General features: G+C 48.2%; 14 protein-coding genes and 1 riboswitch. Of the genes, 2 read left to right on the forward strand and 12 right to left on the reverse strand.

Annotated features, from left to right (window positions below; genetic code table 11):
• Position 1: 1 nt before the first annotated feature.
• From FD09_RS02935 to mgtA, 9 genes are all read right to left on the reverse strand, one after another.
• Positions 2–1,066, reverse strand: coding sequence for a SepM family pheromone-processing serine protease (locus FD09_RS02935; protein WP_057818150.1), 1,065 nt, complete (start codon positions 1,064–1,066; stop codon positions 2–4).
• The gene (coaD, locus tag FD09_RS02940) at positions 1,056–1,565 is read right to left on the reverse strand and encodes a pantetheine-phosphate adenylyltransferase (RefSeq protein ID WP_057818152.1); all 510 of its coding nucleotides are present in this window, start codon (positions 1,563–1,565) and stop codon (positions 1,056–1,058) included. Before coaD ends, FD09_RS02935 begins: the two co-directional genes overlap by 11 nt.
• Before the next feature lie 3 nt (positions 1,566–1,568).
• Positions 1,569–2,120, reverse strand: a complete 552-nt coding sequence (gene rsmD / locus FD09_RS02945) for a 16S rRNA (guanine(966)-N(2))-methyltransferase RsmD (protein WP_057818154.1) — start codon at positions 2,118–2,120, stop codon at positions 1,569–1,571.
• Positions 2,120–2,401 carry a YlbG family protein gene (locus tag FD09_RS02950; RefSeq protein WP_201782853.1) on the reverse strand — a complete coding sequence of 94 codons (282 nt, stop codon included), beginning with the start codon at positions 2,399–2,401 and terminating at the stop codon, positions 2,120–2,122. The genes rsmD and FD09_RS02950 overlap by 1 nt, the downstream gene beginning before the upstream one ends.
• Positions 2,388–3,575 (reverse strand): FtsW/RodA/SpoVE family cell cycle protein, encoded by a 1,188-nt coding sequence (locus FD09_RS02955; protein ID WP_057818157.1) that lies wholly within the window; start codon positions 3,573–3,575, stop codon positions 2,388–2,390. Before FD09_RS02955 ends, FD09_RS02950 begins: the two co-directional genes overlap by 14 nt.
• A 129-nt stretch (positions 3,576–3,704) precedes the next feature.
• Positions 3,705–5,552, reverse strand: a complete 1,848-nt coding sequence (gene typA / locus FD09_RS02960) for a translational GTPase TypA (RefSeq protein ID WP_057818159.1) — start codon at positions 5,550–5,552, stop codon at positions 3,705–3,707.
• 113 nt (positions 5,553–5,665) lie between these two features.
• Entirely contained in the window at positions 5,666–6,457 is a 792-nt protein-coding gene (locus tag FD09_RS02965; RefSeq protein ID WP_057818161.1) for an inositol monophosphatase family protein, read from the reverse strand.
• Positions 6,450–6,752 carry a UPF0223 family protein gene (locus FD09_RS02970; RefSeq protein WP_415649235.1) on the reverse strand — a complete coding sequence of 101 codons (303 nt, stop codon included), beginning with the start codon at positions 6,750–6,752 and terminating at the stop codon, positions 6,450–6,452. Before FD09_RS02970 ends, FD09_RS02965 begins: the two co-directional genes overlap by 8 nt.
• A gap of 95 nt (positions 6,753–6,847) precedes the next feature.
• Positions 6,848–9,478 (reverse strand): magnesium-translocating P-type ATPase, encoded by a 2,631-nt coding sequence (gene mgtA / locus FD09_RS02975; RefSeq protein WP_057818163.1) that lies wholly within the window; start codon positions 9,476–9,478, stop codon positions 6,848–6,850.
• A 261-nt stretch (positions 9,479–9,739) separates the two neighbouring features.
• Positions 9,740–9,905, reverse strand: a riboswitch (M-box (ykoK) riboswitch).
• Positions 9,906–10,021: 116 nt separating this feature from the next.
• On the opposite strand from mgtA, the gene def reads away from it, so the two are divergent.
• Positions 10,022–10,576, forward strand: a complete 555-nt coding sequence (gene def / locus FD09_RS02980) for a peptide deformylase (RefSeq protein ID WP_057818164.1) — start codon at positions 10,022–10,024, stop codon at positions 10,574–10,576.
• A 53-nt stretch (positions 10,577–10,629) separates the two neighbouring features.
• Here the strand turns inward: def and FD09_RS02985 are convergent, their stop codons facing one another.
• The 3 genes from FD09_RS02985 to FD09_RS02995 are packed head-to-tail and all read right to left on the reverse strand — an operon-like array spanning position 10,630 to position 14,685.
• Positions 10,630–12,402, reverse strand: a complete 1,773-nt coding sequence (locus FD09_RS02985) for an ABC transporter ATP-binding protein (protein ID WP_057818166.1) — start codon at positions 12,400–12,402, stop codon at positions 10,630–10,632.
• The gene (locus FD09_RS02990) at positions 12,399–14,126 is read right to left on the reverse strand and encodes an ABC transporter ATP-binding protein (protein WP_057818168.1); all 1,728 of its coding nucleotides are present in this window, start codon (positions 14,124–14,126) and stop codon (positions 12,399–12,401) included. The genes FD09_RS02985 and FD09_RS02990 overlap by 4 nt, the downstream gene beginning before the upstream one ends.
• A gap of 58 nt (positions 14,127–14,184) precedes the next feature.
• Complete coding sequence (locus FD09_RS02995; protein ID WP_057818170.1) at positions 14,185–14,685, reverse strand: hypothetical protein; 501 nt, start codon at positions 14,683–14,685, stop codon at positions 14,185–14,187.
• 196 nt (positions 14,686–14,881) lie between these two features.
• Between FD09_RS02995 and FD09_RS03000 the strand changes: the two genes are divergently transcribed.
• The gene (locus FD09_RS03000; protein WP_057818172.1) at positions 14,882–15,094 is read left to right on the forward strand and encodes a DNA-directed RNA polymerase subunit epsilon; all 213 of its coding nucleotides are present in this window, start codon (positions 14,882–14,884) and stop codon (positions 15,092–15,094) included.

Here is a 15,094-nt window from a genome sequence, read left to right on the forward strand (position 1 = left end):
TTTAGTGTGTTTCTAAATATTTAACGGCATCACTGAATTTTTCTACAGGGACGACGGTGATCTTTAGGTGGGACGCTTTGGCCGCACGTTTCGCAACCGCATAATTATCTTCTAGGCCCGGCGCGGCTTTTTTAATGGCTTTAGTGATCTTCATGTGCGGCGCGAAGAAAATAGTCGCGCCTGATTTGGCTGCGATATACACTTTCTTCTCTGGTCCGCCAATTTGACCAACTGTACCATCCGCGGCAATTTCACCAGTACCCGCAATCTTGCGGCCCTTACGGAGTTGGTTGCCGGTTAATTGATCATAAATCTGCAAAGAGAACATCAATCCGGCAGAGGGCCCGCCAATATCGCCAGCATTAGCAGTGACCGGAATCCCGGTGGTTGTTTTGGTCCGATCTGTTAGCGTAATGCCAATCCCTGGCTTCTTGGTTTGTGCGAGTTGATAAAGCTTGCCGCTGGCCGTTTTCGTCGTTTGATCATTGGCATACGTGATAGTCACCGTATCCCCCACCTTATGGTTACGCAGGTAATTGATATAGCCCGTACTGGCATCAAAATGATGCCCGTCAATCTTCGTGATTGTGTCCCCTACCTGTAATTTACCGTAAAAGGGCGACTTTTTCTCTACATCGAGGACATAAATCCCGAGATAATCGGTGTGATACGGCTTTTTTGCCGCTTTGAAAGAGACGGTTAAAGCGTTATTGATGGCACTCGTCATATAATAGTTCTGAACTTTTTGGTAGGTGCTGTTGTCCTCCGTACCCATTAGGTCGTTGCGAGAGATTATTTCTTCGTAAGGCTTAAAATGGCTAGTCACCAGTGTTAACGCCGTCGCAGATTGGATACCCACGGTGGTCAGGTTAAAACTACCCTTCGCGGTGTCCCGTTTTCCATCAACCTTTACAAATTGGGCAAGTGGCTCTGCAGTTCCCGGCATTTCAATAAACCAGTTGGGTAATGGGACATACGCCGCCGCCAAGGCCAACAATACCAGTAGACCGGCAACAACGTGCCACCAGCGCAAACCGCGTTTTTGGGGTGTTTGTTTATCGGCCATTCTCATCACGTCCTTGGACAGCAAACTTTTGATGCAGGGCAGCAGCGACATTGGCGGGCACCAGTGTGGAAACATCACCACCGAAATGTGCGACTTCTTTAATCATCGAAGAAGAAACAAAAGCAGTATCTGAATCCGCATAAAGGAATACCGTTTCAATATCTGCATCTTGGGTACGATTGATTTGGGCAATGCCTGCTTCATATGTAAAATCAGCTTCATTGCGTAAACCGCGCAGTAAAAAATGCGCCCCCACACTTTCGGCGACTTGCACGGTCAGCTGATTGGGTGCACTCATCACCCGGACATTAGGCAAATGCGCAATTGCTTCCGTCACCAACTGTTCCTTTTCGTCTGGTGTAAACAAAGCGTGTTTACTCACATTGGTCATCACCGCAATCACAATTTCATCAAATAAGCGGCTGGCGCGTTGAACAGTTTGCAGATGACCATTGGTAAAAGGGTCAAAACTCCCCGGAAAAAGTGCAATTCGTTTCATTAATTATTCTCCTTCATACTGAAAAATGGCGAGTTCTGTAATGCCATAAGCCACTTGCCGGGTCAGTGAAAATTGCGGCACCACGGGGTAAGTCACTTGTGTATCTGTTTCAGCGATGATTTGGGCACCCGGTGCGAGCATCTTTGCTTGCGCCAATTGTTTAATGGTGTCCACAATTTGCTGTTTGGCATATGGGGGATCTAAAAAGACCAAATCAAATTGCATGTGTCCCGCCGCCCGTTTCAAATACGCCGCCGCCGTGCTGTGCACAATCGTGAAACGGCTAGGCGCCTTGGTCACTGCCACATTGCGCGTGATCACTTTAATGGCAGCCCCTTGCCGATCTACTAGTACAGCTTGGTCCATTCCCCGGGAGACGGCCTCAATGCCTAAGCCGCCAGTACCCGCGAATAAATCAAGGACCCGACCACCAGAAAAGTAAGGGCCAATAATATTAAATAAATTCTCTTTGATTTTATCCGTGGTTGGCCGTGTTTTATTCCCTGGCACAGCCAGCAAGTGACGGCCGCCAAATTCACCAGAAATAATGCGCATTAAAGATCGTCATCCCTTTCGCCAATCAACCGATGCTCATATTCCGTCGCAATCGTCCCATGGGGCGATACATCCACAGCCCGGACAAAACGTTGCTTTTCCATTTGTTGAATCGTATTGGCTGCTGCAGTGGAATCGACATACATGACCACATATTTCATTCGTTCTGAAACGTAATAAATGAGGCCATAACGGCGAAGCTTACGGGCCTGCTTAGCAGAATAAAGCCATACAATGATCCCCGTCCGCGGATTGGGAATATTCGTGTCACGCGGTTGCACTCGCCCACGCCCTTTCTTTTTCAATTTGTTCCATACTGCTCACATTCATGACCAGCCCTACGCCAATGGACAACATCATCGTGGAAGAGCCGCCGTAACTAATGAAAGGCAGTGTCACCCCGGTGAGTGGCAAAATACCTAACATGCCGCCAATATTAAAAACTGTCTGGATGAAAAGCCAGGCGCCGATGCCATAACACAAAAGTGACCGATAAGCGGAACGAGAACGAACACCGACCAAAATAATTCGGCAAATGAGAAAGGTCAAAATACTCAAAATAATGATTGCCCCGATGATGCCTAACTCTTCCGTGGTAATAGACATGATGAAATCAGTATACGGCTCAGGTAAGTAACCCTTTTTCTGAATACTATTGCCTAGGCCAACTCCGAAAAAGCCGCCATTACTGATTGCATAGTACGAGTTAACCAATTGCCGCCCACCAGAATTTTCTAATTTAAACGGCGTAAAAAAGGCCAACAAACGTTTGAACTGATAGCTATCTTCAATCCAGGGCAAATGGGCGGTTCGTAAGAAGGATAACATTCCCACGATACAAAGCAGTACAAATCCCACAAAGCTGGTGCTGTAATACCAGCGAATACCAGAAGCCGCCAACATGATAATCGTCAATGTGAGCAAGATCGCGGTCCCGCCCACATCCGGTTCCCATAAAACAAGGACTGCCATTAACCCCGCGACAATCATGGGCGCTGTCAATTGGTGCAGCGCCGTGCGTAATTCAGTGAGTTTTTCTTCCCGGCGGGACAAAATACGCGCGAGATAAAGAATCAACACCAATTTAGCGATCTCGACGGGTTGGACATTCACTGGACCAACTTTAAACCAAGCCACTGACCCGTTGATCGCCATACTTGGCCGCAAATAGCGCATGACGACCAATATAGCCAGCAATAGCAAAGTCACCAATACGGCCAGTCGGGTCAGCCGCCCGTCTTCCACCACGCGTAAAGCGATAAAAAAACTAAAAGCAGCCAAAAAAATACCGATCACGGCAAAAATTGCCTGCCGTTTTAAATACATCGTGGCTGGAAGACCCTGAACGGTCAGGTTATCAGAACTTGCCGAGTAAACCATCACAATTCCGACCCCAATGAGTAATAGGTACGGAATCAAAATCAAATAATCAATGTGTTTCAATCGAGTCCGCATCCAACACACCTTTTCGTGAAATTTTAGAATAGCCCCATTATACCACGTCCGCAAATTCGGCCGGTACATCCTCGAAACGAAAAAAGCACCAGCTCTCAGATGAGAACCGGTGCCCTATCAGTGATTATATTATGCGTCTTTCGCTGCAGTTTTAGCCCGCTTAGCCGCTTTTTGCCGCATGGACGTATTCAAGATTTTCTTACGTAACCGAATATTTGTTGGTGTGACTTCACAATATTCGTCTTCATTCAGGAATTCGATGGATTCTTCCAGTGATAATGACTTCGGTGTCCGGATCGCTGCCGCGTGATCCTTCCCTGCTGCCCGAGTGTTAGTTAAGTTCTTACCCTTGGTAACATTGACACCAATATCTTGCTCTCGGCTGGATTCACCGACAATCATGCCCTCATACACTTGTGTCCCGGCATCAACGAACAATGTGCCCCGATCTTCAACCCCTTGGAGGCTGTAAGTGGTTGCTGTGCCTTGATTAATGGATACCAATGCGCCAGTCCGCCGACCAGGTGTCCAGTTCTTGATAACTGGCATGTATTTCTCAAAAGTATGGTTCATGATGCCGTAACCACCGGTTTGAGACATGAATTCTGTGGAATAACCAATTAAACCCCGCGCCGGTGCCAAGAAGGTTAACCGAGTTTGGCCATTTTCGGTCGTTTCCATATTCTTCATTTCGCCCTTACGCTGGGACATTGAATCGATGACACTGCCCACATATTGATTAGGAGTGTCAATTTGAACAGATTCAAATGGTTCGCAGGTTTCACCGCCGATTTCCTTGTAAATGACTTCTGGTCGAGAAAGTTGCAACTCAAAACCTTCCCGCCGCATTTCTTCCACAAGAATAGATAAGTGTAATTCACCACGGCCAGAAACGACCCAGGCACTAGGCGTATCGGTATCTTCAACCCGGAGGGATACATCTGTATGCAACTGACTCTTCAGACGTTCTTCCAGCTTACGAGAAGTGACCTCGGTACCCTCCTGACCGGCAAACGGTGAATCATTCGCTAAGAAAGTCATTTGCAAAGTAGGTTCATCAATCCGGAGAATTGGCAAGGCATCTGGATGATCAACCGGTGTGACAGTTTCACCCACGAAGATGTCTTCCATCCCAGAAACAGCGATCAAGTCCCCGGCCTTAGCGGAATCGACTTCCACCCGTTTCAAACCAAAGAAGCCAAAGATCTTTGTGACTCGGAAATTCTTCTTCGATCCATCAAGTTTCAGTACCGAAACGTTGTCTCCTAAGTGAATCGCACCGCGGAAAATCCGGCCAATCCCAATACGGCCCACATAGTCGTTGTAATCCAACATGGCGACTTGGAACTGCAAAGGTTCATCACTATTGTCGATGGGTGCCGGAATAGTCTTCACAATGGTATCAAATAGATACTTCATCGTGTGTTCCTGTGTTTCAGGATCAGAATCGAGACTGGATGTTCCATTGACCGCAGACGTATAAACAACCGGGAATTCCAATTGTTCATCGTCGGCCCCTAATTCAATGAAGAGTTCCAATACTTCATCGACCACTTCTTCGGGCCGAGCGCCTGGACGGTCGATTTTGTTGATGACCACGATGGGGGTCAAATGTTGTTCCAAAGCTTTTTTCAATACAAATCGCGTCTGGGGCATCGTGCCTTCATAGGCATCGACAACTAAAAGCACCCCGTCGACCATCTTCATGATCCGTTCGACTTCGCCACCGAAGTCTGCGTGCCCTGGGGTATCCAAGATATTGATTTTGGTCTTGCCGTATTGGACAGCCGTATTCTTGGAAAGGATCGTGATACCCCGCTCCCGTTCAATTGCGTTGGAGTCAAGTGCCCGGTCCTCCAAGTGCATATGCTCATCCAATGTATCGGACTGCTTCAAGAGTTCGTTAACCAACGTCGTTTTGCCGTGGTCAACGTGGGCTATGATCGCAATATTCCGGATATCTTCACGAGTTTTCAAATTTTATTTCTCCCTTTCTGAAACAAATACAGCATTGTAAGCGGTATAATTGTGCTCATATGACAAGAGACTGGCCCTTGAGGTACCAGTCTCCCATGGAAACAAGAATAATCTTACGATGGTGTTGCTGCTAACGCAATCGTTCGGATTGCAGCATCCGTTGATGCTGTCGCAATTAATACATCGCCTGATGTTACCATATCCAGCGGGTGACCGTCAAGGCGCGATAACTGCATTCCTAAAGTCTCGGCCATCACCCGTCCAGCGGCGACATCCCATGGTGCTAAGTGACTCATGTAGGCAATTTGCCGGCCCTCAAGCAATTGGATATATTCAATGCCGGCGCTGCCAATCATGCGGACACCCGAACAGGACTTGAACAACTGATGCGTATGGTACCGATCATAGGCAAACATGCCCGCGTTCATACCGATCAGACCATCTGGCAGAGCCAACGGTGATACATGGTCAATCGGAGTTTCGTTTCTGAAAACACCCAACTGCGGTCCGCCCCAATATAGTTCTTGGCGCATCACATTCAAGATAACACCGACCAAAGGATGCCCATTTTCATAAGCCCCGATCATCACTGCAAAATTAGATTTTTGTTTGACGAAGTTCATGGTGCCATCAATCGGGTCCACAAAGAAAACCAATCCAGACAGATCGGTGACATGATCACCACTGCCCTCTTCGCCCATAATTTGCGCTTGGGGATATTCGGAACGAATTGCAGAAATTAAGGATTTCTCAGTTTGCTTATCCAAGTTCGTCACTAAGTCCACTCGACTAGACTTGGTTTTGACCTGTAAAGGATCATGAATATGATGGCGAATATGCGCCCCGGCGGTACTGACCCAAGCTCGCATGCGCAAAGCCAGCAGTGCTGTCTCAGGCTTATTCATCTGGCTCGCCTCCCTTGAGATGAACCATGGGCTGCTCTCCCATACGGGCAGCCTGCATCGCCCGATAGAGCGAGTAACCAGAAGACTCATTGAATTCGGCATCCAATTGCTTCTCGGTCATTTTGTCGGGAACGACTTCTTTAAACGCTTGATATGCGGCCAACAGTTCTTTGCGGGGGAACCCCTTTTCATAAACCGCTTCGACAGCATTATAAAATGCCATCACGGTAATAATTTCGTCCGTTCGCCATTCAGAGCGAAGCGGGTAGGAATAATTTGGCGTCACTTTTGACACAATGACGGACTCCTTCGTGTTCAGATTTGTTACTTACATTGTAGCGGACGAACCATCAACTGCCAATGGTGCGAACCATTATTCACAGAATTTGGCTACAACCATTCACCTGTTCGCCGTACATAGATCGACTTGGCGATTTCCACAGTCAATAAGTAGGCCAAAATAATCACGGCGACCACAGGCCAGTAAAGCCATGGTAAATGACCAAAGTCAAAGGCTGTACGTAATGGCGAAACGACCAGCAACAAGCCGACTAATAGAGCGGCTGCCGTGGACAACAGGACAACGCCACTGGCTGGCGTTCGCAAACTGGGCACATGGCGTGTCCGGAACACATGAACGATCAAAGCCTGGGTAAACAGTCCTTCGATGAACCACCCTGCTTGGAACAGGTGCTGCCAGGGGATGCTGGCGGCATGGGCACCCACGCCAAGGCCGAACCACAAGAACGCAAAGGTCAGGACATCGAAAATCGATGAGAGGGGGCCAAACAATACCGTATACCGAAATAGCCCTTCCGCCCGCCAAGGCGTGGGATTAGCCAATGTCTCATCATCGACGTTATCCCATGGGATCGCCATTTGGGCGGTGTCGTAAATCAAGTTTTGTACCAGTAGTTGGATCGAGAGCATCGGTAAAAACGGCAAGAAAATGCTAGCAATCAGGACAGATAAGGCATTCCCAAAATTAGACGACACCGTCATCTTGATATATTTCATGGCGTTGGCGTAAACCCGCCTGCCTTCTAAAATGCCATCTTCTAAAACCAACAGGCTTTTTTCTAGAAGAATAATACCGCTGACTTCCTTCGTAATATCCGCCGCAGTATCCACGGATATTCCGACATCAGCCTGTCGTAAAGCGGGGGCGTCATTGATGCCATCACCCATGAAGCCAACCGTGTGGCCATGGCCTTTCATTACGTTGATGATGCGCGCTTTTTGTACTGGATTCAGCTTTACAAATAAATCATGGGTTCCCACGGCTTTGGCCAGGTCAGAATCAGCCAAGTCATCCACATCGTTTCCTTGCAGAACTGCCGGATTAGTAATACCCACTTGACGAGCGACGGTTTGGGTAATCACGGCATTGTCTCCAGTTAAAATTTTGACGTGCACACCATGATCATTCAGCAACTGGATGGCTTCCTTGGCATCTGGTTTTGCCGGATCAAGGAAACCCACAAATCCAGCAATAATCATGTCATGTTCGTCGGCCACAGAATAAATACTTTGTTCATGGACATCCATGCGATATGCCACGGCGATGACCCGCATGCCTTCTTCATTGAGGTGATCATTCGTGGCAATCAAGCGGTCGTGCAGCGCCCCAGTCATTGGCGTCACCTGACCATTGATCAGGACATAATCGGAGACTTGAATCATTTCTTCGAAAGCACCTTTAGTAATCATCCACTGATGCTTATCATTTTCGACCACCACAGTTAAGCGGCGGCGATCAAAATCGAACGGAATTTCATCGATCTTATTGAGATCATCTGGTATTTCAGCCTGTTCCGTGTGATGTTTTTGCATGTAATCAATAACCGCCTGGTCCATTAAATTGCGCCAACCAGTCTGATAATTGGAATTCATGTACGCCAACCGTAAAACAGAGTCATCTTTTTCACCCAGTGCATCGACATACTGCATGACGACAACTCGATCCTCGGTAATCGTCCCGGTTTTATCGGTAAAAAGCGTGTCGATCGCGCCAAGATTTTGGATGGCATGGAGACTCTTCACGATCACTTTCTTCTTGCCCATGGCCAGGGCGCCCTTAGCCAGATTGCTATTCACAATCATGGGCAGCATTTCTGGTGTGAGCCCGACCGCTACAGCAATCGCAAAGAAGAATGCCTGGGACCAGTCATGCTTAGTCAACCCGTTAATCAAAAAGACAATCGGTACGAGAATCATCATCATGGCGATGAGGAACCGGCTGATTTGCCGCATACCAGTATCAAAGTTGCTGGGACCATGATGCTCACTGGCACTTTCCGCGATATCACCAAAGAAAGTAGCCGGACCAGTCTTTACAATAACGGCCAATCCAGAACCAGATAAGACATCGGTACCCATATAGACTAAATTAGGATAATCAAAGGCAGTGGCCTCGTCACTTAAGCGATCTACATCAAACTCTGCTTTTTTCTCCACCGGCATGGCCTCACCGGTCAGTGAAGACTGATTAACGAATAAGTCTTTGGTTTTAAGCAAGATAGCGTCTGCAGGAATCATGTCGCCAGTGGTCAAATTGACCACGTCGCCCGGGACCACTTCGTCCATGGAAATTTCCCGGGTTAATCCATCCCGAGTTACTGCCGTCGTATTTTGAATCAATTTTGTCAAAGCGGCACTAGCCTTTTGCGAACGGTATTCTTGGGTAAACCGAATGCTCACCGACAACAAGATCATAATGGCCATGACAATTGCCCCGTCCCGATCGTTAGTCAAGGCGGACACAATCATTAAAAATAGCAGGACGTATACAAATGGGTCGTTAAATGCGCCGAGCAGCATCCGATAGGCTGGTAACGTATTTTGTGAGCGAACCGTATTCTTGCCGTATTGGATCTGCCGCTTTTGTACTTCAGCCTCATCTAAACCGCTGATCCGGCTTTGGAGTTGGCTGAAAATTTGCTCGTGACTTTCTAAACTGAATTGCTTTAATTCTGCTTGCTTGGCAGCAGCAAGGGTGGTTTGGTTTTTTTTAATAAACAATGTCAAACTCCTCTCTTATTGCGCAAGGAAGTTTGGCCGTCATCCATTTACCTTAGCGGCTGCCACGGGATGGCGGCAAAAATGAAGCTTCTCCTGCGCGGTCTATCATCCGGGTCAGCAGGGGAAGGTAAGGATTCATGTTTCATTTTGGTCACCATCCTTTCATCGATTAATTTAATTGGGCCGTGTCGTTGACTGTTTATTTGGCAGCCAAATTGATCCACGAAAAAAGGTGTGCTCCCGTTCGAGCACACCAAAAATGAGATGTCCCGACGTTGAGCTTTAGCACTGTATGACGTAGAAATTGATCTTTCAGCTGCATTAGGAAAAGCCTTCATCAGCAGTTCCAGTTGACTCGTTGGCATCTCTCGATGTTTCTGAGCAGTAGCATTTGTCCATACAGGAGCCTCACCTAACAGGGTACGGCGATCCAATTGATCTAGCTCTTTAAGTATACGGAAGGCACAGATGCCTGTCAACCGACACAGAAAGACACAGTTTGTGGTACCATATTCTTTGATTCTAAGTATGGAGGTTAAATTAGTGATATTGATGAAAGACATCGTCCGGGATGGCGATCCGGTGCTGCGCGCGGTCGCTCAACCAGTCGCCTTCCCTCTCAGTGCAGAAGACAAAAAATTAGCTGACGACATGATGGAATATTTGGTCAATAGTCAGGACCCAGAAATTGCTAAAAAACATCAACTCCGGGCAGGCGTTGGCCTGGCTGCTCCTCAAGTTGGTGTGTCGATCAAAATGGCCGCCGTGCTCGTACCTGGTGACGACGGTAAAATATTACTTAAAGAGGTCTTATGCAATCCCGTGATCGTCCGTGAATCGGTCAAACCCGCTGCCTTGGCAGAAGGCGAAGGTTGTTTGTCCGTTGATGAGGATATCCCTGGATATGTAGTCCGTCACGACCGGATTACCATTCAGTATCAAAATGTGGCTGGTGAAAAGAAGAGTATTCGGGTGAAAGATTATCCTGCAATCGTGTGTCAGCACGAAATTGACCACTTGAACGGTCATTTGTTCTATGATCATATTAATAAAAAAAATCCCTTCTCGATTGCTCCCGATGCCGTCATCGTTCAGTAATCAGTGTCATGAGGATACACAAAAAGCCGCTTACAGCGGCTTTTTGTTTGCCCTTATTCGCTATCTGCCAAAGAATCGGCATCCGCAAACTGTGAATTATACAATCGTGCATAGAAACCGTTAGCGGCGAGGAGTGAATCGTGGGTACCTTGTTCAATGATGTGACCATGGCGCATGACCAGAATTAAATCTGCATTACGAATGGTCGACAAACGATGGGCGATCACAAAACTGGTGCGATGGGCCATCACCCGGTCCATCGCTTTTTGCAACAGTAATTCCAAGCGAGTATCGACTGAACTGGTCGCTTCGTCCAAGATCATCATCGGTGGGTTCTTGATCACAGCTCGGGCAATGGTCAACAATTGCTTTTGCCCTTGGGAAACATTATCTGCGTCTTCCGAAATCATCATCTGATACCCGTCTGGCAGGGTATGGATAAAGTGATCCACATTGGCCGTTTTGGCTGCCTCGACTACCTCGTATTCGTCAGCGTCTAACCGGCCAAACCGAATGTTATCTGCTACAGTGCCATGGTAAAGCCAAGCGTCCTGCAGCACCATCCCGAATTGGTTGCGCAATTCCTGCCGGGGCATGGCGCGAACATCGATGCCATCCACGAGAATTTGTCCAGAATCAATGTCGTAAAAACGCAAAAGCAAATTGATCATCGTGGTTTTCCCAGCACCGGTGGGGCCAACAATAGCCACGGTTTGTCCCGGCTCAGCGACAAAATTTAGATCTTCAATCAATGGCACATCAGGTCGATACCGGAAAGACACGTGTTTGAACTCGACGCGGCCCTGTTTGGCAGCGGGCAGTTTCGTCGTCCCGCTATCATCTTCGGGGGTTTCATTCAAAATAGTAAATACCCGTTTTGTTGCGGCGGCAGCGGATTGGAAAACAGCCGACAATTGTGTAAGTGATGATAGCGGCTGATTGACTTGCCAAATGTATTGGACAAAAGCCTGCAAATTACCCAATGGGATTTGCCCACTGAGTACGTTCAATCCACCCAATGTTGCCGCGGCGGCGTAACTCAAGCTGGCGGTAAAGCCCACCAAAGGACTCATCATGCCGGAAATAAAAGCCGCTCGAAAGCCCTTGGCAGCCAGGCGATGGTTTGCAGTGGCAAATTTCTTTTCGGCGTCTTCCTCTTGACCAAATAACTTGATCACTGTAAACCCAGTGAATGACTCCTGCACTGTGCCATTCAAGTCCCCTAACGCGTTTTGTTGGGCCTGGAAGAATGGTTGACTCCGACGGACCACCAGGCGAGAAATAATAAACGACGCGGGCAGCATCCACAGCATAATCGTGGCCATCAGCCAATTGATGCGGTACATCATGAAGACCGCCAACGCGATTCCAATAATGGAGGTGACCACTTGGATTACCCCTTGTTGCAGGGCATTGGTAATGGCATCCACATCATTGGTCACTCGAGAAAGCAAATTACCCTGCGTATGATCATCGAAAAACCGTACCGGCAGCCGGTTCAGTTGGTCGCTTAAGGCCCGCCGTAAATCGCGGGTTGCTCGCTGCACCGCAATCGTCATCCAATAGGTGGATAGAAACAGCGTGATTTGGTAAATCAAGGCATTGCCCAGCATGGCGACGACAACTTTGCCCACATAGGGTAGATCAATCGCCGCATGGGCCGCCACGTTTTCACCAATCCGGGTCACAGCTAGGCCCATGATAACTGGCCACACCGCATTACTGACAACAGAAACCAAAGTCGCCGCTAATGCGCCAAAGAAGAACAAACGATAGGGCCGAATATAACGGAATAACCGTCTTAATGTAATTAATCCACGGCTCATGCTAATTCCTCCTCACTCAGTTGGGACCGGGCAATCTCTTGATAAATCGGGTTGTTTTTCATCAATTCATCGTGGGTACCCATCCCCACCAGGTCACCGTTGTCCAACACCACTATTCTGTCCGCATGGCGAATGGTGGACACCCGTTGGGCTACGATAAACACGATGGCCGCTTGCGTCACTTGTTGTAAATTGGCCCGCAGTTCTGCATCAGTCTGGTAATCCAGTGCTGAAAAGCTGTCATCGAAAATATAAATGTCGGGGCGCCGGACAATCGCCCGAGCAATCGCCAACCGCTGCTTTTGCCCACCGGAAAGGTTAGCGCCGCCTTCGGCTAGCACGGCATCCAAACCATCCTTTTGTTCAGCAACAAAATCTTTGGCTTGGGCAATACGCAAAGCCTCCCATAAGTCATTGTCTGTAGCCGCGGGTGCCCCATAGCGTAAGTTTTCAGCGATCGTGCCCGTAAATAAAACTGCCTTTTGTGGAACAAAACCAATTTTTTCCCGTAATGCAGCGACTTGATAATCCCGCACATCGGTACCATCCACCCAGATGTGGCCAGCATTGACGTCAAATAGGCGCGGAATCAACTGAATCAGCGTCGATTTACCGCTGCCGGTACTGCCAATAAAGGCCACCGTCTGCCCTGGTTTGGCACTGAAAGAAATATCGCGTAATACAGGGGCTTCGCTGCCGGGATATGCAAAATCAACATGATCAAACTCTAAACCAGGAGCAGACGACCCTTGCGTCTGACGACCATCGTGACCCTCAATCTCATTCTTCGCAGTTAATAACTCCCCGATTCGCTGCGCAGACACAGCAGCCCGCGGATACATCATAAATACGCTCGCAAACATAATGAACGAAAAAAGAACATGGAAGATGTATTCAATGAACGCAATTAAAGAGCCGACTGCTAACTGGCCCTGGCCAATGGCCACTGCACCTTGCCAGATAATGACCCCCGTAATCACATTGAGCACCATAGAAAATCCAGGTTGAGCAAAAGCCATCAACGTGAACAACTTAATGGAACTATTGGCGTAGGCATCATTCACTTCGCCAAAGCGGGATTGTTCAAATTTTTCCCGAACGAATGCCCGAATAACCCGAATACCGCTCAATTGCTCCCGCATCCGGCCGTTAATGGCGTCCAAGTTGCGCTGCTGACGCTGGGACAAAGGCTTAGAGAGGTACGCTATCAGCCATACCCCCAACAAGAGCAGCGGAATCCCAATGAAAACCATCCAGGATAAACGGGGACTGGTTTGTACGATTAAGAATGCACTGGCCACCATCATCATGGGGGTCATAAAACCAGTCCGTAAGATCATCTGTAAAAACGTCATGATCTGGTAAGCATCATTAGTCGTTCGCGTAATTAAGGATGCGGTTCCGACCGCATTATGTTCCTTGTTAGAAAAACGGATCGTCCGGGCAAAAATGTCGTCCCGCATATCTCGCACCACATTGGTCGTAATTCGGCTCGCAAAATAAGCCAAGCCAATTAACCCGATCAAACCAATCAGAGCCACCACCACCATCATGGCCCCATAGAACCAAATCGGTCCGGCCTGGCGGCGGCTGATCCCTTTGTCGATCATTTGGGCTAAGAGGGTCGGCAGACCCAGCTCCAAAATAATGAACCCAAAAACACAAATAAAATTGCCTAGTAATAGGCGTTTGTACCGCAGTACGTACTGTAACATCAAGCGCAAAGCAAACTCTCCTATCCCGGTGTTTACTCATCGGCCAGAGTCAAACGTACCGGTTCATCTATTTTTTCTCCTTCAGTGCATCTTCTTCAGCCGCGCGGGTAATATCCTGCACGTATTCAATGGTGGATTGGTTAATTTGAAACGCGACCGAAAAATGTTTCTCTTGAGCCCGCTGCCACACATCTACCACAGCAAATGGGCTAAGCCCCACGGCGGCACTCACGATTCCCATTTTGTGAGCAGCCTGATCAATGGCTGCCTGCAATTCTGCTTTGGCTTTCCCTGTATTATTCAGCGACTCGCCAGTGGCCGCAAACTCATACACCATAATGGCCTTTTGCCCCCAATCCCGGGTATGGGCAATGGGGGTGAGCGGCAAGTGTGCCTCGTGCCATTGTGTGGTGCCATCCTGCAACTGTCCCAATGCGGCATTCACGACTTGCGCAGTCACGCGACTGGTATATTGCCGCATATTGTTCATGGCGTGCCGCCGATGCCATACCCGCCGGGCATATAGCAAGGCCAGTATGAGCACGACCAATAAAACAATGATCAGCATTATCACAACTATCGTGATCCCCTGCTTTCTCCGTTCCAAGCGGCTGGTTATGTGACTACTTTAGCATAATCTGCTGCTCCAGGGGAACCGATGACTTTGCTCCGTCCTGTATTTATGCTACAATTTTTGTTAATCGTTGATTTCTGTAATCAACCCCACGTTCGGAATGACAAACATTTTCAAAGGAGATTACCTAATGATTTACAAAGTATTGTACCAACCCGACAAAGTGCAGACACCTCGCCGGGAGACGACCCGTACCCTCTATTTAGAAGCCGATAATGCGGTAGCCGCGCGCCAACTCGTTGAAACAAAGACCCCCTATAATATTGAATTCATCGAGGAACTAACCGGCAACCATTTAGCATACGAGCAAAAGAGCCCCGACTTCAAGTTGACGGAGCTTTAA

It is taken from the genome of Schleiferilactobacillus perolens DSM 12744 (genome assembly GCF_001435585.1).
In the GTDB taxonomy this organism is placed as follows: domain Bacteria; phylum Bacillota; class Bacilli; order Lactobacillales; family Lactobacillaceae; genus Schleiferilactobacillus; species Schleiferilactobacillus perolens.